Annotated in this window: 18 protein-coding genes and 1 pseudogene; 6 read left to right on the top strand and 13 right to left on the bottom strand. The window is 73.6% G+C overall.

What is annotated here, in order from left to right; translation table 11 throughout:
* Positions 1-56: 56 nt before the first annotated feature.
* Positions 57-2219 carry an elongation factor G-like protein EF-G2 gene (locus ACFYZF_RS12390; RefSeq protein ID WP_387019029.1) on the top strand — a complete coding sequence of 721 codons (2163 nt, stop codon included), beginning with the start codon at positions 57-59 and terminating at the stop codon, positions 2217-2219.
* Positions 2220-2381: 162 nt separating this feature from the next.
* Here ACFYZF_RS12390 and ACFYZF_RS12385 read toward each other — a convergent pair whose 3' ends face one another.
* Together ACFYZF_RS12385 and ACFYZF_RS12380 are read right to left on the bottom strand one after the other, a co-directional pair.
* Complete coding sequence (locus tag ACFYZF_RS12385; RefSeq protein ID WP_387019027.1) at positions 2382-3440, bottom strand: aldo/keto reductase; 1059 nt, start codon at positions 3438-3440, stop codon at positions 2382-2384.
* 73 nt (positions 3441-3513) lie between these two features.
* Complete coding sequence (locus ACFYZF_RS12380; RefSeq protein ID WP_387019316.1) at positions 3514-4026, bottom strand: HIT family protein; 513 nt, start codon at positions 4024-4026, stop codon at positions 3514-3516.
* Between the two features lie 221 nt (positions 4027-4247).
* On the opposite strand from ACFYZF_RS12380, the gene ACFYZF_RS12375 reads away from it, so the two are divergent.
* The gene (locus ACFYZF_RS12375) at positions 4248-4985 is read left to right on the top strand and encodes a D-Ala-D-Ala carboxypeptidase family metallohydrolase (RefSeq protein WP_387019024.1); all 738 of its coding nucleotides are present in this window, start codon (positions 4248-4250) and stop codon (positions 4983-4985) included.
* 78 nt (positions 4986-5063) lie between these two features.
* On the opposite strand, the gene thrS is transcribed toward ACFYZF_RS12375, so the two are convergent.
* Together thrS and ACFYZF_RS12365 are read right to left on the bottom strand one after the other, a co-directional pair.
* Complete coding sequence (gene thrS / locus ACFYZF_RS12370) at positions 5064-7073, bottom strand: threonine--tRNA ligase (protein ID WP_387019021.1); 2010 nt, start codon at positions 7071-7073, stop codon at positions 5064-5066.
* 207 nt (positions 7074-7280) lie between these two features.
* On the bottom strand, positions 7281-8201 hold the full coding sequence (locus tag ACFYZF_RS12365; protein WP_387019018.1) for an ADP-ribosylglycohydrolase family protein: 921 nt from the start codon (positions 8199-8201) through the stop codon (positions 7281-7283).
* Between the two features lie 72 nt (positions 8202-8273).
* Here ACFYZF_RS12365 and ACFYZF_RS12360 point away from each other — a divergent pair, with 72 nt between their 5' ends.
* On the top strand, positions 8274-8963 hold the full coding sequence (locus ACFYZF_RS12360) for a response regulator transcription factor (protein WP_387019015.1): 690 nt from the start codon (positions 8274-8276) through the stop codon (positions 8961-8963).
* A gap of 29 nt (positions 8964-8992) precedes the next feature.
* Positions 8993-10396 (top strand): ATP-binding protein, encoded by a 1404-nt coding sequence (locus tag ACFYZF_RS12355; protein ID WP_387019014.1) that lies wholly within the window; start codon positions 8993-8995, stop codon positions 10394-10396.
* 246 nt (positions 10397-10642) lie between these two features.
* On the opposite strand, the gene ACFYZF_RS12350 is transcribed toward ACFYZF_RS12355, so the two are convergent.
* Together ACFYZF_RS12350 and ACFYZF_RS12345 are read right to left on the bottom strand one after the other, a co-directional pair.
* On the bottom strand, positions 10643-11668 hold the full coding sequence (locus ACFYZF_RS12350) for an adenosine deaminase (RefSeq protein ID WP_387019011.1): 1026 nt from the start codon (positions 11666-11668) through the stop codon (positions 10643-10645).
* On the bottom strand, positions 11665-12459 hold the full coding sequence (locus tag ACFYZF_RS12345) for a trans-aconitate 2-methyltransferase (RefSeq protein WP_387019009.1): 795 nt from the start codon (positions 12457-12459) through the stop codon (positions 11665-11667). Before ACFYZF_RS12345 ends, ACFYZF_RS12350 begins: the two co-directional genes overlap by 4 nt.
* Positions 12460-12543: 84 nt before the next feature.
* Here ACFYZF_RS12345 and ACFYZF_RS12340 point away from each other — a divergent pair.
* Positions 12544-12765, top strand: a pseudogene (locus tag ACFYZF_RS12340) (aldo/keto reductase); the annotation flags it as partial.
* 223 nt (positions 12766-12988) lie between these two features.
* Positions 12989-13183, top strand: a complete 195-nt coding sequence (locus ACFYZF_RS12335; protein ID WP_387019006.1) for a hypothetical protein — start codon at positions 12989-12991, stop codon at positions 13181-13183.
* A gap of 127 nt (positions 13184-13310) precedes the next feature.
* Here ACFYZF_RS12335 and ACFYZF_RS12330 read toward each other — a convergent pair whose 3' ends face one another.
* From ACFYZF_RS12330 to ACFYZF_RS12300, 7 genes are all read right to left on the bottom strand, one after another.
* Entirely contained in the window at positions 13311-13514 is a 204-nt protein-coding gene (locus ACFYZF_RS12330; RefSeq protein WP_088962828.1) for a cold-shock protein, read from the bottom strand.
* A 292-nt stretch (positions 13515-13806) separates the two neighbouring features.
* Positions 13807-14079: a DUF4235 domain-containing protein gene (locus tag ACFYZF_RS12325; RefSeq protein WP_161691336.1), complete on the bottom strand. Its 273-nt coding sequence runs from the start codon at positions 14077-14079 to the stop codon at positions 13807-13809.
* Positions 14076-14414: a DUF3618 domain-containing protein gene (locus tag ACFYZF_RS12320; RefSeq protein ID WP_387019003.1), complete on the bottom strand. Its 339-nt coding sequence runs from the start codon at positions 14412-14414 to the stop codon at positions 14076-14078. Before ACFYZF_RS12320 ends, ACFYZF_RS12325 begins: the two co-directional genes overlap by 4 nt.
* Positions 14411-14845 (bottom strand): phage holin family protein, encoded by a 435-nt coding sequence (locus ACFYZF_RS12315; protein WP_387019000.1) that lies wholly within the window; start codon positions 14843-14845, stop codon positions 14411-14413. Before ACFYZF_RS12315 ends, ACFYZF_RS12320 begins: the two co-directional genes overlap by 4 nt.
* 211 nt (positions 14846-15056) lie before the next feature.
* Entirely contained in the window at positions 15057-16277 is a 1221-nt protein-coding gene (locus ACFYZF_RS12310) for a mechanosensitive ion channel family protein (protein ID WP_387018998.1), read from the bottom strand.
* Positions 16278-16356: 79 nt separating this feature from the next.
* On the bottom strand, positions 16357-17181 hold the full coding sequence (locus ACFYZF_RS12305) for a DUF1206 domain-containing protein (RefSeq protein WP_387018995.1): 825 nt from the start codon (positions 17179-17181) through the stop codon (positions 16357-16359).
* Positions 17182-17240: 59 nt separating this feature from the next.
* The gene (locus ACFYZF_RS12300) at positions 17241-17606 is read right to left on the bottom strand and encodes a hypothetical protein (RefSeq protein ID WP_387018992.1); all 366 of its coding nucleotides are present in this window, start codon (positions 17604-17606) and stop codon (positions 17241-17243) included.
* Between the last annotated feature and the right edge of the window lie 62 nt (positions 17607-17668).

Below are 17668 nucleotides of genomic sequence, written 5' to 3'. Positions count from 1 at the left end.
CTTCCCCGTCGCGCGCGGCGGTCGCCACCAACCACCGGCTGAGGGAGGTGCGCCCCATGGCGCAGAGGAATCAGGACAAGGGGGTCACCGGCGGCGTGCCGGTGGTGACCGAGCCCGCCAGTATTCGCAACGTGGTGCTCGTCGGGCACTCCGGGGCTGGCAAGACGACCCTGGTCGAGGCGCTGCTCGCGGCGACCGGCACGATCGGGCGGGCCGGCACGGTCACCGACGGCACCACGGTCTGCGACCACGACCCGGCCGCCGTGCGCCAACAGCGCTCGGTGAGCCTGGCCTGTGCCCCGCTGGTGCACGACGGCGTCAAGATCAACCTGTTGGACACCCCGGGGTACGCGGACTTCGTCGGCGAGCTGCGCGCCGGCCTGCGGGCCGCCGACGCCGCGCTGTTCGTGGTCTCCGCCGTCGACGGGATGGACGCCGCCACCGCCGCGCTCTGGGAGGAGTGCGCCGCGGTGGGCATGCCCCGGGCGGTCGCGGTGACCCGGCTGGACCACCCCCGCGCGGACTTCGACGAGGCCGTGGCGCTGTGCCAGCGGGTCTTCGGCGACAACGTGGTCCCGCTGCACCTGACGATGCTCGGCGACGACGGCCAGTCCGTCGTCGGACTGCTCGGCCTGGTCACCCGCCGGGTCTTCGACTACACCGCCGGGCTGCCGGCCCAGGTGCGCGAGCCCGACCCGGAGCACCTGCCGGCGATCGCCGAGTCCCGCAACGAGCTGATCGAGGGGATCATCGCCGAGAGCGAGGACGAGTCCCTCATGGACCGCTACCTCGCCGGCGAGGAGATCGACACGCAGGTGCTGGTCGCCGACCTGGAGAAGGCGGTCGCCCGGGGGCACTTCCACCCGGTGGTGCCGGTCTGCGCGGCGACCGGCGTCGGGCTGGACGTGCTGCTCGACGGCCTCGTATCGGCATTCCCGTCGCCGCTGGAGCACGAGTTGCCCGCCGTCACCGGCGTGGACGGCTCCCCCCGGCAGCCGCTGAGCTGCGACCCGGACGGCCCGCTCGTCGCCGAGGTGGTCCGCACGACGGTGGACCGGCACGTCGGCCGGGTCTCCCTGGTCCGGGTCTTCTCCGGCACCCTGCGCCCCGACCGGACGATGCACGTCGCCGGCCACGGCCTGGCCGAGCGGGGACACCCCGACCACGACGCGGACGAGCGGGTCGGGCACCTCCACACGCCGCTGGGGGCGACCCTGCGAGAGGTGCCGGTCTGCGTGGCCGGCGACATCTGCGCGATCACCAAGTCGGGCAGCGCGGAGACCGGCGACACGATCTCCGCCAAGGACGACCCGCTGCTGGTGGCCCCGTGGGAGATGCCCGAGCCGCTGCTGCCGGTGGCGGTCGCCGCGCGCAGCCGGGCCGACGAGGACACCCTGTCCCGCAACCTGGCCCGGCTGGTCGCCGGCGACCCGACGCTGCGGCTGGAACGCAACCCGGAGACCCGCCAGCTCGTCCTGTGGTGCATGGGCGAGGCACACGCCGACGTGGTGCTCGACCGGCTGCGCGGTGGCGGCGTCGAGCTGGACACCGAGCCGGTCCGGGTGGCGCTGCGGGAGACCCTCGCCGCCCCGGCCACCGGGCACGGCCGGCACGTCAAGCAGTCCGGCGGCCACGGCCAGTACGCGATCTGCGACATCGAGGTGGAGCCGCTGCCCCGGGGGGCCGGCTTCGAGTTCGTCGACCGGGTGGTCGGCGGGGCGGTGCCGCACAACTACGTCCCGTCGGTGGAGAAGGGCGTGCGGGCGCAACTGGAGCGCGGCCTGGTCGCCGGCCACCCGGTGGTGGACCTGCGGGTGACCCTCGTCGACGGCAAGGCGCACAGCGTCGACTCCTCCGACGCGGCGTTCCAGGCCGCCGGCGCGCTGGCGCTGCGCCACGCCGCCGAGAAGGGCCAGCCGACCCTGCTGGAGCCGGTGGACGAGGTGGCCGTCCGGGTGCCGGACCACACCGTCGGGGCGGTGCTGGGCGACCTCTCCGGCCGGCGCGGCCGGGTGCTCGGCACCGAGCCGGACCCGGACGCCGACGGCCGCACCGTGATCCGGGCCGAGGTCCCGGCCGTCGAGCTGCTCCGGTACGCGATCGAGCTGCGCGCCCTGACCTCCGGCACCGGTACCTTCCGCCGCCACTTCACCCGCCACGACCCGATGCCCACCCACCTGTCCGACCAGACCCGCAACGAACACCCCCCCACCCCCTGACCCCACCCCGCACCCCGCACCCCGCACCCCGCACCCGCGATCTTGCAGTTTCGGCCCCGGCAATCGGCGCAGAAGCCTCGTTCCGAGGGCCACAACTGCAAGATCGACGGGGATGGGTGGGCGCGCGGGGGCGAGGGTGGGCGGGGGAAGCGGGGGAAGCTGTCAGGGGCGGGCGGAGGGGGTGGGGGGCATGGGCCAGCGGGGGCGGTCGGCGGAGCGGAGGGCGGCTGCGCGGAGGGCCGCCAGTTGGCGTTCCACCTCGGCGAAGTGGTCGGGGGCGAGCGGACCGAGGGCCAGTGCGGCGCCGTTCTCCTCGACCTGGGCGACGGTGCGGCAGCCGGGGATCGGGACCGTTCGGTCGCTGCGCGCCCAGATCCAGCCCAGCGCGCCCTGGGCCAGGGTGCGCCCGTCGGCGGTGAGCGCCGCCCGGACCGCTCCGACCCGGCGCAGCCACTCGGGCGCGGGCCGGCCGCTGCGGAACCACTCCAGCCAGTTCGCCGTGGCCCCCCGCACGTCGTCGCGGGGCAGCGTGGAGCCGGCGCCGTACTTGCCGGTGAGCAGGCCCATCCCCAGCGGGCTGCGGTTGACGCTGGCCAGGTCGTACTTGTCGCAGACGGCGAGCAGCTCGGGGGCGTCACGCAGCACCGACAGGGTGTGCTGCACCGCGGTGGCGTGCCGGGCGCCCTGCCCGAACCAGGTGGCCCGGTCGACCCGGTCGGTGCTCCACCCGTACGCCCGGACCAGGCCGTCGGCGACGAGGTCCTCGCAGACGCCGAGCAGCGCCTCGGCCCTCGGCACCGGCAGGTCGCCCAGGTGCAGCTGGTAGAGGTCGATACGGTCGGTGTCCAGCCGGCGCAGGGAGTCGGTGACCGCCCGGCGCAGGTACTCCGGCGAGGGGTCCTCCCCGGTGGCCTGGCGGGCGTCCTCGTCGAACGTGTAGCCCCACTTGGTGGCGAGCACCGCCTCGTCGCGCCGGCCGGCGAGGGCCCGGCCGAGGACCCGCTCGCCGTGCCCGGCCCCGTACGTGTCGGCGGTGTCGAAGAAAGTGACCCCGAGATCGAGCGCGCGGCGCACCGCGCGGACGGACTCGTCGTCGTCGACCGCGCCCCAGCCCAGCGGCTGGACGCCCTCGGCCCAGGGGCCACCGATCGCCCAGCACCCCATGCCGAGGCCGCTGACCTCGATGCCGCTGCGACCCAATGTCCGTGTCGTCACTGCCATCGCCAGATCGTGCCACCCCGGGCCCGGTCGAGGGCAGCACGTTGGCCGAAAGGAGGCGGACGACTACGTAGGGTCAGCTCGGCCAGGCGCGGGTGAACAGCTCACGGGTGTCGGTGAGCAGCTGCGGCAGGACCTTGGTCCGCCCGATCACCGGCATGAAGTTGGCGTCACCGCCCCAGCGGGGCACCACGTGCTGGTGCAGGTGCGCGGCGATCCCGGCGCCGGCCACCCCGCCCTGGTTCATGCCCAGGTTGAACCCGTGCGCGCTGCTGACCGCGCGCACCACCCGCATCGCGGTCTGGGTGAACGCCGCCAGCTCGGCGGTCTCCGGCAGGGCCAGCTCGGTGTAGTCGGCCACGTGCCGGTAGGGGCAGACCAGCAGGTGCCCCGGGTTGTAGGGGTAGAGGTTGAGCACCGCGAACACGTGCTCGCCCCGGGCCACCACCAGGCTCTCCTCCGGCGGCAGCCCCGGCCCGCGGCAGAACGGGCAGCCGGCGGGCTTCTCGTACCCACCCTCGGGCCGGTCTCCACCGGAGACGTAGGCCATCCGGTGCGGGGTCCAGAGTCGCTCCAACCCGTCGGCCATGCCGCTGTCCCTGTGCCGTTCCTCCCCTGTCACGCCACCGATCCTACGTTCCCGCCCGGCGCCACCCCAGCGCCGGAGTGGGGGATCCGCTCGGGGCTACCTGGGGGCGCGAGGGGGCCTCACCGGGACGAATAGGGGTGTGAAAGTTCTTGACGCAGAGATGACGGTGAATGAAACTTCCATTCCAATCGAAACTGATATTCGTCGATGGGAGTCACCCTGTGAAGACCGCATTCCGCCGGATCGGCAGAGTTCTTGCCGCCTGCGCGCTCGCCGCCGCCACCACCCTGGTGGGCCTGACCGTGACCACCGGTGCCGCGCAGGCCGACGGCTGCTACAACTGGGGCCGGACGCTCGTCCAGGGCTCGACCGGCGAGGACGTCCGCCAGCTCCAGATCCGGATCGCCGGCTACCCCGGCTACAACTCGCAGATCGGCCTCGACGGCGTGTTCGGCCCGGCGACACGCGCGGCGCTGATCCGCTTCCAGCAGGCGTACGGCCTGTCGGCCGACGGCGCCGCCGGCCCGCAGACCTTCAGCAAGCTGTACGCGCTCCAGGACGACGACTGCACGCCGATCAACTTTACCTACGCCGAACTGAACCGGTGCAACAGCACCTGGGCCGGCGGGGCGGTCGCGGCGAGCACCGCCAGGTTCAACGCGCTCGTCTCGATGTGGAAGCTCCAGGCCATGCGGCACGCCCTCGGGGACGTATCCATCCAAATCAGCAGCGGCTTCCGCAGCGTCGCCTGCAACAACGCGGTCGGCGGGACGTCCAACAGCCGGCACCTGTACGGCGACGGGGTGGACCTGGTCGGTTCCCCGTCGTTCTGCCGGATGGCCCAGCAGGCCCGCTACCACGGTTTCGGGAACATCCTCGGCCCCGGCTACCCGGGCCACAGCACCCACACGCACGTCGGGGCCGTCGGGGGCTGGTCGGCGTCGAGCTGCGGCATCTGAGCCTGATCACCCGCACGTAGACGGCACGGCGGGACGTCCCGGCTCAGGGACGCCCCGCCGTGTCGTGCGCCGGGCCGGTCAGCCCTCGGCTGCGGAGGGACCGGTGTTGCTGCGGGAGGTGACCACGTCGAGCACGTGGGTCACCGCGTCGGCGATCGGCACCCCGTTGCGCTGCGAGCCGTCCCGGTAGCGGAACGACACGGTCCCGGCGGCCACGTCGTCGTCGCCGGCGATCACCATGAACGGGATCTTCTGCTGCTGGGCGGTGCGGATCTTCTTCTGCATCCGGTCGTCGCCCGCGTCCACCTGGGCCCGGACGCCCTCGGCGCGCAGCGCCGCGACGAACCCGTGCAGGTAGTCGGTGTGGTCCTCACGGATCGGGATGCCCACCACCTGCACCGGGGCCAGCCAGGCCGGGAACGCCCCCGCGTAGTGCTCGGTGAGCACCCCGAAGAACCGCTCGATCGAGCCGAACAACGCCCGGTGGATCATCACCGGCTGCTTGCGGGTGCCGTCGGCGGCCTGGTACTCCAGCCCGAACCGGGCCGGCTGGTTGAAGTCGACCTGGATCGTCGACATCTGCCAGGTCCGGCCGATCGCGTCCCGGGCCTGCACCGAGATCTTCGGGCCGTAGAAGGCCGCACCGCCCGGGTCGGGCACCAGGTCCAGCCCGGACGCCTCGGCGGCGGTGCGCAGCGCCTCGGTCGCCTCCGCCCAGTCGGCGTCCTCGCCGATGAACTTCGGCGAGTCGTCCCGGGTGGACAGCTCCAGGTAGAAGTCGTCCAGGCCGTAGTCGCGCAGCAGGTCCAGCACGAAGGTGAGCAGAGTCGACAGCTCGCCGGGCATCTGCTCCCGGGTGCAGTAGATGTGCGAGTCGTCCTGGGTCAGCCCGCGCACCCGGGTCAGGCCGTGCACCACGCCGGACTTCTCGTACCGGTACACCGTGCCGAACTCGAACAGCCGCAGCGGCAGCTCCCGGTAGGACCGCCCGCGCGACCTGAAGATCAGGTTGTGCATCGGGCAGTTCATCGCCTTGAGGTAGTAGTCCACGCCCTCGAACTGGATCGGCGGGAACATGGTGTCGGCGTAGTACGGCAGGTGGCCGGAGGTCTCGAAGAGCTGCGCCTTGGTGATGTGCGGGGTGTTGACGAACTCGTACCCCGCGTCCTCGTGCCGGCGGCGCGAGTAGTTCTCCATCTCCCGGCGGATGATGCCGCCCTTGGGGTGGAAGACCGCCAGGCCGGAGCCGATCTCGTCGGGGAAGCTGAACAGGTCCAGGTCCGCGCCGAGCTTGCGGTGGTCGCGCCGGGCGGCCTCCTCCAGCAGCTTCAGGTACGCCTTGAGCTCGTCCCGGGTCGGCCACGCGGTGCCGTACACCCGCTGGAGCTGCGGGTTCTTCTCGCTCCCCCGCCAGTACGCGGCGGCCGAGCGCATCAGCTTGAACGCCCCGATCAGCCGGGTGTTCGGCAGGTGCGGGCCCCGGCACAGGTCCGACCAGCAGACCTTGTCCTCCTTGGCCGCGAGGTTGTCGTAGATGGTCAGCTCGCCGCCGCCCACCTCCATCACCTCGGACGAGTCCAGCCCTTCGCCCTTGACGTCGATCAGCTCCAGCTTGAACGGCTCGGCGGCCAGCTCGGCCTTCGCCTCGTCCAGGCCGTCGAACCGCCGCCGCCGGAACCGCTGACCGGACTTGACGATCTCCTGCATCCGCTTCTCGATCTTGGCCAGGTCGTCGGGCTGGAACGGCTTGTCCACGGCGAAGTCGTAGTAGAAGCCGTTCTCGATCGGCGGGCCGATGCCGAGCTTCGCCGCCGGGAACACGTCCTGCACGGCCTGGGCGAGCACGTGCGCGGTCGAGTGGCGCAGCACGTTCAGCCCGTCCGGGGTGTCGAGGCCGACCGGCTCGACGGTGACGTCCTCGGCCGGCGCCCAGTCCAGGTCGCGGAGCTGGCCCTGCGGGTCGCGGACCACGACGACCGCCTTGGGGCCGCTGGCCGGCAGGCCGGCCGCGGCCACCGCGTCGGCCGCCGTCGTCCCGGCGGCGACGACGACGGGGTCGGCCACGACGGGGGTACGGGGTGCGGACACGCTGACTCCTTCAGCTGACGACGAACGCGGCCGAGCGACCGCCCCCGCTGATGCTAGCGGGCAGCAAGAGGCCCCTTCTTGTCGCATTCGGTGAAGGCAACGCTCCGTCCCGACACCTTCCGCCCGGGGCCGGTCGGGGCGGTGGCGGCCACCGCGTCGGCCCGGACACGAGGGGTGGGCGTCCCGCGACCGGGCCGGGCCGGGCGGTCAGCCCGCCCAGTCGGGCAGCGGCTCGCGGGCGGCGAGCCAGTCGGCGGGCACCCCGCCCGGCGAGCCGACGCCGGTGTGGGCGGCCACCACCGCGCCGACGATCGCCGCCGTGGTGTCCACGTCCCCGCCCGCCTCGACGCAGGCCCGGATCGCCGCCGGGTAGTCGTCGAGGCGCGTGGCGGCGACCCAGAGCGTGAACGGGACGGTGTCCTGCGCCGTCACCCGGGAGCCGTTGCCGAGCACGTCGGCGGCGACGGCCACCGGGCGGTCCAGCAGGGCGGCGGCCCGGCGTACCCCCTGGTGCACCTGGCCGCCCGGGTCGAGGGCGGCGGCCACCGCGGCGAGCAGCCGCGACGGCGGCGGGCGGTCCCCGTCGAGGCGGGCCCGGGCGGCCAGGGCGGCGGCCACCGCCACCGCCACCGCGCCGGCGATCCCCTCCGGGTGGGCGTGGGTGATCTCGGCGGACGACCGGGCCTGGGCCGCGGCCCGCCGGGTCGAGTCGGCGAACCACGCCCCGAGCGGCCCGACCCGCATCGCCGCGCCGTTGCCGCACGAGCCCTGCCCGTCGAACGCGGAGGCCGCGGCGACGGGCCACGGCGTGCCGGTGCGGATCAGGCGCAGGATGGTCACCGCCCCGGGGCCGTAGCCGCGGTACGGCTCGCACCGGTGCGCGAACGCCAGCGCCAGCCGGTCCCGGTCGACCTCCCCTGCGCCGGCCAGCTCGGCCAGCACGGAGCACGCCATCTCGGTGTCGTCGGTCCACTGCCAGGGCGGCGCGGGGAGCCGGCCGGCGGCGAGGTCCCCGGGCCGATGCCCCGGCACGAAGAACTGGGAGCCGAGGGCGTCGCCGACGGAGAGCCCGGCGAGGCTGTCCCGGGCGAGCGCCAGTCGGGTATCCGGGAAGAGCGTGAAGGACATGGTCGTACCAGCTTGCCCGGTTCGCGGGTGCGCCGCAACGCGCCAGCTTGCCCTGCCGAGTACGGTGCTGACGTGGCCACGGTGCTCCTGGTCGAAGACGACCACGTCGTACGCGGCGCGATGCTGCGGTCCCTCGCCGACCGGGGGCACGCCGTACATGCCGTCGGCACGGCGCTGGACGCGCTGCGCCGGGTGGCCGCGGAGACCCCCGACCTGGTGGTGCTGGACCTCGGCCTGCCGGACCTGGACGGCTCGGACGCGCTGCGGATGCTGCGTGGCATCACCGACGTGCCGATCATCATCGCCACCGCCCGCGACGACGAGCAGTCGGTGGTGCGCCTGCTGCGGGCGGGCGCGGACGACTACATGGTCAAGCCGTTCACCGGCGCGCACCTGGACGCCCGGATCACCACGGTGCTGCGCCGGGCCGGCCGGGCCAGCCGGACGGTGCAGCCGGCCGTGCACACCGTCGGCGGCCTGCGGGTGGACGTCGGCGAGCGCAGCGCCCAGCTCGACGGAATGCCGCTCGCGCTGACCCGCAAGGAATTCGACCTGCTGGCGTATCTCGCCGCCCGCCCGGGGCGGGTGGTTTCCCGCCGGGAACTCTTGGAGGAGGTATGGCACCAGCCATCGGTCGGCGAGGACCAGACCATCGACGTTCACCTGTACTGGCTGCGTCGCAAAATGGGCGAGTCCGCGGCGAAGCCGCGCTACCTGCGCACCGTGCGGGGGGTCGGCTTCCGGTTGGTGGCCCCGGACTGAGGGTCGCGCTGGCCTGGCTCACGGCCGGCATGTGCGCGCTCGTCGCGCTGGCGTTCCTGGTCCCCCTCGGCATCAGCCTGGGCGAGCAGACCCGTCAGGAGGCCCTCGCCGACGCCGCCCGGCGCGGCGCGCTGGTCACCGGCGCGCTCGCGGTCAGCACCGAGCCGGCGGCGGTGCGGCGCGCGGTGGAGGCCAGCGGCACGGACCCGGCGACCCGGCCGGTGGTGCACGGGCTGGGCGGTGCCACTCCGGCCGGCCGGGCCGACGCGCCGGCGGTGGCCAGGGCCACCGCGGACCGGCGCTCGGTGATCGTCGACGTGCCCGGCGGGGCGCTGCGGCTGGATCCGGTGGTGCTCGGCGACACGGTGGTCGTGGTCGAGGTGTTCGTGCCGGACTCCGCGCTCAAGGAGGGCTCCGGGGGCCGCTGGCTGCTGCTGGCCGCGGTGGCGGTGGCCCTGGTGGGGGCCGCCGTACTGGTGGTGGACCGGGTCGCCGCCCGCGCGGTCGACTCGACCCGGGGGCTGGTGAAGGCCGCTCTCGCGGTGGGCGACGGCGACCTCGGGGTGCACGTCGAGCCGAGCGGCCCGCGCGAGCTGGCCGAGGCCGGCTACGCGTTCAACCGGATGGCGGACCGGATGGCGGCGGCGCGCACCGACGAGCGGGAACTGGTGGCGGACCTGTCGCACCGGCTGCGCACGCCCCTGACGGTGCTGCGGCTGGACGCCGAGGGACTGGACTCCGACGACACCAGCGTGGGCTCGTTCACGGAGGCGGAGCTGGACCGGCGGCGCACCATCCGGCGGATCCGGCAGGCCATCGTGACCCTTGAGGGCGAAATCGACGTGCTGATCAAGACGACCCGCAAGACGGTCGCCCACGAGGCCGGCCCGGCGATGTGCGACGTCAGCGAGGTGGTCCGGGACCGGATGGTGTTCTGGTCGGCCCTCGCGGGGGACCAGAACCGGCCGCACCGGGTCAGCGGGGCGCAGCTGCGCATCCCGGCTCCCGTGCCCCGGGCCGAGCTGGCCGCCGCCCTCGACGCGGTGATCGGCAACGTGTTCCGCTACACCCCGCAGGGCACCGCGTTCGAGCTCGCGGTCTCCCGCCGGGACGGATACGTGGCGATCCGCATCGACGACGCCGGCCCGGGCATCGCCAACCCGGACCGGGCGTTGCGGCGGGGAACCAGCGACCAGGGCTCCACGGGGCTCGGCCTGGACATCGCCAAGCGGGTGGCCTTGCAGGCCAACGGGTCGGTGAGCATCGACCGGGCCCGGCTCGGCGGGGCCAGCGTGGTGATGCTGCTGGCCGACCCGGAGGCCACCCCGCGGCAGGTCAGCCGCTTCGGCCTGGTCGGCCGGATGGCCCGGGAGGCGCGGGAGCAGAAGAGCGGGGGCCGTCGCTGGCCCCGGCAACGCCCCACGGACGGCTGATCACCCCGCCGCCTGTGGGCAGACACAAGTCTTTCTTAGATTCGGATTAACGGCACCGGCGGGCCGGGCGCGACCTGTCAGGATCGGGGGGCGAACCCACCAGTTCCACCGGCCGCCCCCGGATCCATCCCCTGGCCGGTGGAGTCCGTGCACGCGGCGGGAGTCCGGTCCCCCCACGACCGGCTCCCGCCGCGCGCGCCGACCCCTCGACCCGGGCCCCGACCGCCAGGCGGCGGCCCCGGCGGGTCAGCGGGTCGCCGCGGCCAGGTAGCTGTCGATCTCGGCGGTGAGCCGCGACTTCTCCCCCGGATCGAGGAATGCGGCGGTCACCGCGTCGGTGGCCAGCGCGGCCACTCCCTCGGGGCCGACCCCGAGCAGCCGGGCGGCCACCGCGTACTCGTCGTCGAGGGTGGTGCCGAACATCGGCGGGTCGTCGGAGTTGATGGTGACCAGCACACCCGCCTCGACGAGTCGGGGCAGCGGGTGCTCGTCGAGGGAGGCGACCGCCCGGGTGCGTAGGTTGGAGGTCGGGCAGACCTCCAGGGCGATCCGCCGCTCCGCGAGGTGGGCGAGCAGTTCCGGGTCCTCGGCGGCGGAGATGCCATGGCCGATCCGCTCCGCGCCGAGGTCGCGCAGCGCGTCCCAGACGGTCTGCGGGCCGGTGGTCTCCCCGGCGTGCGGCACCGAGTGCAGCCCGGCCGCCCGGGCCCGGTCGAAGTACGGCTTGAACTGCGGGCGGGGCACCCCGATCTCGGGGCCACCCAGGCCGAAGCTGATCAGCCCGTCGGGGCGTTCCTCCAGGCAGATCCGCAGGGTCTCCTCGGCGGCCGGCAGCCCCGCCTCGCCCGGGATGTCGAAGCACCAGCGCAGCGCGATGCCGAAGTCGGCCTCGGCCCGCTTCCGGGCGTCCTCGATCGCCTCGCAGAACGCGGGCGCGGGGATGCCCCGGCGCACGTGCGAGTACGGGGTGACGGTCAACTCGGCGTACCGGACCTGCTGGCGGGCCAGCTCGCGGGCGACCTCGTGGGTGAGGATCCAGACGTCCTCCGGATCACGGATCAGGTCCACGACGCTGAGGTAGACCTCGATGAAGTGGGCGAAGTCCCGGAAGGCGAAGTAGTCGGCGAGGGCGTCCGGGTCCGCCGGCACCGGGCTGCGGCCGGCGTGCCGGGCGGCCAGCTCGGCCACGATCCGCGGTGACGCCGAGCCGACGTGGTGCACGTGCAGCTCCACCTTGGGCAGTCCGGCGATGAAGGTGGACAGATCAATCACGATTTCTCCCTTGCGCTGGCATCGGTCCGGGCGACGACGAAGAGCCGGCGGAAGGGGAAGTACACCAGATTCCGCCGGGCCGGGTAGGCCGCCGCGAGGCGCGCCCGCAGCTCGGCGCGGAAGTCGGCCCACCGCGCGTCGTCGAGCGCCGCCCGGACCGGACGCAGCGCGGTGCCCTCCATCCAGGTCAGCACCGGGTGCTCGGCGTGCGCCGGGGCCGGGAGCTGATGCACGTAGGTGGTCTCCCAGGCGTCGACCGCGCAGCCGGCGTCGGTCAGCAGCCTGGCGTAGCCGACCGGCTCGTCGACCGGGGCCTCGCGCAGCAGCGGGGTCAGCTCGGCGGCCCACGGCCCCGTCCCGGCCACCGCGCGCAGCGCCCGGTGCGACGGGGCCTCGAAGTTCCCCGGCACCTGCACGGCGAGCCAGGCCCCGGCGGGCAGCTCGCCGGCCCAGCGGGTCAGCAGCTCCCGGTGCCCGGGCACCCACTGGAGCACCGCGTTGCTGACCACCACGTCGACGTCGGGCGCGGGGCGCCAGTCGCGCACGTCGCCGACCGCGAAGTCGACCGGTGCGCCCAGGGCTGCGGCCCGGTCGATCATCTCCGCCGACGAGTCGAGGCCGGTGATCCGGGCACCCGGCCAGCGGGCGGCCAGGGTGGCGGTGAGCGTGCCGGGACCGCAGCCGAGGTCGACGACGGCCCGGGGCCGCCCGGCCGGGACCCGGGCGACCAGGTCGTGGAAGGGCCGCCCCCGCTCGTCGTCGTAGCGCAGGTACACCGCCGGGTCCCACATCGCCGCCTCCCAAACCGTACGTTCGTCTTGTTGAACCGTACGGCCCGCCGCACGACCGGGCAAGCCGATCACTAGGCTCGGGGCATGCAGCAGCGCACCCTCCCCCGGCTCGGGCGGTCCGTCGGCGTGGTCGGCCTCGGCACCTGGCAGCTCGGCGCGGAGCGGGGTCGGGTCGACGAGGCCGCCGCGCTGGCCGTGCTGGCCGCCGCTGCGGACTCCGGCATCACGTTCGTCGACGCCGCCGACGTGTACGGCGACGGGCGCAGCGAGCAGCTCCCCGGCCGGTTCCTGAGGAGCCGGCCCGACGTGGTCATCCCCGATGCCCGTGACGCCGACCGGGCCCGGCGCAACGCCGCCCTGCCGCCGCTGTCCGCCGAGGAGTTGGCCGTCGGGTGGCGCACCTACGACGAGCTGGTCCGGCCGCAGGTGCACGACCGGTGGTGACCCGCCCGGGGCCGACGGTGCTCGCCCACCTCGGCGACGACGCGCATGCTGGACGGGCCCGGCCGGCCAGCGAAGGAGGAACGCGATGAAGGGGTGGCTTCCGCTCACCCTCGGCCTGCTCGCCATGGTCGTGGGCGCCGTCTGGACGGTGCAGGGCCTCGGCTACGTCGGCGGCAGCCTCATGACCGACCAGTGGATCTGGGCGCTGCTCGGCCCGCTGCTGGTCCTGATCGGACTCGTGACGATCTGGCGCGGCCTGCGCAGCCGCCGCCGGCCCTGACCGCTCTCCACCCCACCGAGGGCATGGGGCCGGGCAACGGAAAACCCCGCATCCCGGACAGGACGCGGGGTTTCGCTGTGATCCGGGCGGATCACCCGGCCTCGGCCGGCACGCCGGCCACGGCTGCTCAGATCGGGCGGACCTGCTCAGCCTGCGGGCCCTTCTGACCCTGGGCGATCTCGAACTCCACCCGCTGGTTCTCCTCCAGCGAACGGTAGCCGCTGGACTGGATGGCCGAGAAGTGGACGAACACGTCAGCACCCCCGCCGTCGACGGTGATGAAGCCGAAGCCCTTGTCTGCGTTGAACCACTTCACGGTTCCCTGCGCCATGTGAATCTCCTTCTAAAACTGGCGGCCGAGCACGCCGTGCGGCCGATTGGCCGTTTTCGAGCAGCGGCGCCTGAGGCGGCCCCCTGTGCAGGAGACTTCTCTCAACCCACGCCTTCTCGCAACAGCGTGGGACAGCGAACCACGTAGCGAAAACTTCGCACAGCGTACCCGAAGAGATCCTCGGAGAGGTGACCCGAAGGACGCCCGAATTCCGGCCCGGACGGGTCGCGCCCCGAGCGAAAGGGCCCTTTCCCGCATACCGGAAAGGGCCCTTTTCCATGGTGCCGACGGGTCAGTCGGGCCAGCGGCCGGTCAACCGCCGCACGCCGGCCGCCCCGCCCCGGTCCACGGCGGCCCGGACCACCGCGAAGATCGCGCCCTGGAGGGCGGCGGCGGCCAGGATCTCGCCCCAGCCACGGTCCTCGTCGGTGGCGCTCGGGGCCTCGCCGTCGCCTGCGGTCGCCTTCCAGACCTGCCGGAAGATCGCGCCCGCGACCGTGCCGGCGGCCACGCCGAGCAGCACCCCGACCGGCTTGTACGCGGCCTTGCCGATGCCCCTGCTCACCTGTTCCTCCCCCGAACGATCAACAACACGATCATCGTAGCCACCGCCCCGGCGGCGACGGCCGCCCACGGCACCGGGCCGCGCAGCCCCGCGCCGGCGGTGGACGCCCCCTCCCGGGCCACTCCGGCCCCCTGCGCCGCCTGCTCCCGCACCCGGGCCACCGTCTGCGCGGCCTGCTCCCGCATCCGGCCCTTCGCCTGCTCGGCGGAGGACCTCAGGCGGGCCTTGACGTCGGCCTTGGCGGCCAGCGCCTCCATCGTCTCGCCCAGCTCCACCCTGGTCCGCCGGATCTCCTCGCGGAGCCCCTCGGTGTCGCCGGCCCCGTTGCCCGTCATGCCCGTCCCCTGTCCCGGACCGCGGCGGTCACGGTGTCCACGTCCGCCCGGACGCTGCGTACCGTCGCCGCCGGAACCGGCGGGACCGCCTGGCTGACCTGCTTCTTGCCGACCAGCGCGAGGATCCCGGCCAGCAGGAAGAGCGCCACCGCCACGATCAGCGCGCCCAGCCACGCGGGCATGACCAGCGCCAGCAGCAGGATCACGGCGGCGACCAGTGCGCCGAGCCCGTAGAGCGCCAGGGCCCCGCCACCGCCGAACAGGCCGATCCCGATGCCGGCGTGCTTGCCCTTCTGCGTCAGTTCCGCCCGGGCCAGCGCGAGCTCGTCCCGGACGAGGCGCGAGACCTGCTCCGTGGCCCGCTGCACCAGTTCCGCGGTGGACGGCTCGCTCCCGGTCCGAGACGTGCGGTGATTCGCGACGTCAGCCATGCTGTCCTCCTTTCATCATCACCGCGCTGTATGCCCGGAGCCGCCGCCCGTCAATCCTGCGCGGTGCAGCCAGTAGCACCGACCACCCCGCGCACCAGTCCCCAGAACCCGCCTTCCCAAACCCAGACCCCCACCCACCCGGCCCACGGTGATCAAGAGGTCTGCGTCGGGATCTGCGGTCCGGGCGGCGCAGACCTCTTGATCACCGCATTCAGCGGGTGTGGGTCGGGGTCGGGGTGAGCGTTGGGGTGGGGGTGTCGTCGGGGCCGACGAAGGCTTCGCTGCGGGCCGTGCCGTCGTCGCTGCCGCCGAAGACCCGGGCATCGTCGGGGACGTCGGTGTCGGCCGGCCGGCGGACCGGGCGCCGGGGCTGCACCGACTGCCAGGGCAGGGCGCCGGAGGAGTCGCCGACCTCGGCGCGCATCCGGGGCAGGGCGGTCGGGCGGTGGTCGCGGACCCAGCCGACCAGGTGCTCGCGCACCAGGCAGCGCAGGTCCCACAGACTGCCGGCGTCCGCCGCGCTGACCAGGGCGCGGACCTTGACCAGGCCGCCGGTGGCGTCGGTCACCTGGAGTACGCACACCCGGCCGTCCCACAGGTCGCTGCTCTCCGCCAGCCGGCGCAGCTCCTCGCGCATCGCCTGCACGTTGACCGACCAGTCGACGTCGAACTCGGCGGTGCCCAGCACCGCCGCCTCGGTCCGGGTCCAGTTCTGGAAGGGCTTGCTGGTGAAGTACGAGGTGGGCAGGATCAGCCGGCGGTCGTCCCAGATCTGCACGACCACGTAGCTGAGGGTCAGCTCCTCGATCCGGCCCCACTCCCCCTCGACCACCACCACGTCGTCCAGGCGCACCGCGTCGCTGAAGGCGAGCTGGAGCCCGGCGAAGACGTTGCCGAGCAGGCTCTGCGCGGCCAACGCGGCGACCACACCGACCACGCCGGCGGAGGTCAGCACGCCGGCCCCGATGCCCCGGACGCTGGGGAAGGTCATCAGCATCACGCCGACGGTCAGGATCACGATCACCGCGATGGTCAGCCGACGCAGCATCACCACCTGGGTGCGTACCCGGCGGGCCTGCCGGTTGTTCGGCACGTCGACCCGGAACCGGGCCAGCGCCACGTCCTCGGCCGCCACCAGCAACGAGGCGACCAGCCAGGCCGCGGCGGCGATGACGGCGAGCACCAGCAGGTGCAGCACCACCTGCCGCCACTGCGTGCCGACGGCGTAGCCGGTGGAGAACCGGACGGCGAACTGCACGGCGACGACGGTCGCGGCGACCTGGAGCGAGCGGTGCGTATGGTCCGTCAGCTCGGTCATCAGCAGCGAGCGCCGGCCGAACCGCCGGGTCGCGCGGTGCACCACCTCGACCAGGAAAAGGGCGATCGCCGCCGCGGCGAGCGCGGCGACGACCGTCGTGAGGTAGCTCTGCACAGGTATCTCTCTCCCCCAGCGGGCAACCTGGAACCGGGCAAAGGCCCAATGGTGCCCGCTGTTTCCCGATCCGACCAGGTCAGACCTTGCGGTACCGGGACTGGAGGAAGCAGTAGACGCCGTAGCAGGCGATGCCGAGGGCGACCAGGACCAGCAGCACCGGGCCGTAGGACTGGTCGCGCAGCGTGCGCAGCGCGGCGTCGAGGCCGCGGGCCTTCTCCGGGTCGTAGTTGACGGCGGCCACCACGACCAGCAGGCCGGCGATGCCGTACGCGACACCCTTGGCGATGTAGCCGGCCATGCCGAGCCGGCGGGCCAGGGTCCGGGTGTGGGCGTTCATCTCGCCGGTCTTCAGGCGCTTCTCGAACTTCTTCTTCCACCCGTAGATCACCAGGCCGATGCCGACGGCGGCGAGGACCAGCCCGGCCAGCCCGACGAGCCAGCGGCCACCAGTGGAGGTCATCAGCTTGCCGGTCAGCGCCTCCGACTGGTCGGCGTTGCTGGAGCCGGCGTTGGAGAACACCTTCCAGGCGGTCACGGCGAAGTAGAGGTAGACCAGGGTGCGGGCGGCCGAGGCGATGCGCTCCAGCACCCGGTCCTTGCCACGCTCGGCCTGGTGGCCGACGGCCGCCTCCAGCGCCTGCCAGATCGCCATGGCGAGCATGCCGACGGCGATGGCGACGCAGAGGAACTTGCCCATCGGCTTCTCGGCCAGGGTGCTCAGCGCACCGGACTGGTCGCCGCTCTTGCCGCCCGAGCTGCCGAAGGCAATCTGCAGGGCGAGCCAGGCGATCAGCAGGTGCACGACGCCGTAGCCGATGAAGCCGGCCCGGGCGAGTAGTTCGAGCCACCGGCTGTTCGCGGCCTGCGAGGCGGTGGCTTCGGCGTTCCGGGTGAGTGACATGGCGCCACAATCTCCGATTGCGGAGATCCCCAAACGTCGGCCACCGCCGCGCGGCGTCGCTAGTTGCCGGGATTACGCGAGACGCGGATCTTGACCTCCTGGTCGGTGACGCTGTCCAGGGTGACGGCGAAGCCGCCGACCTCGGTGGCCTGCTGGCCAACGGTCAGCGACAGCTGTTCGCCGGCGACCTCGACGGTCACCTGGTCGCCCTGGGCGCCGACCAGTTTGGCCTCGACGCCGAGGATGGTGGCGCTGGCCTCGACGCCACGGTCGAAGGTGACCGTGCAGGCGTCCAGGCCGCAGTCGGTGGAGGCGCCCTCGCTGCTGCAGCCGGCGAGCAGGGCGACGCCGAGCGCCAGGCCGGCCAGCAGGCCGACGGCCCGGCGGGCGGGGGTGGACGGGGGGGTACCGGGTCGGTTCGTCACCCGGTCAAGGGTACGAGATCCGCGCGAACGCCCGCCCGACACGCAATCGCCCCTGGTCAACG

The sequence above is a fragment of the Micromonospora sp. NPDC001898 genome, assembly GCF_042891255.1.
Taxonomy (GTDB): domain Bacteria; phylum Actinomycetota; class Actinomycetes; order Mycobacteriales; family Micromonosporaceae; genus Micromonospora.
Note: the sequence above shows the minus strand (reverse complement) of the source record. Positions and strands in the feature narration are given on the sequence as shown.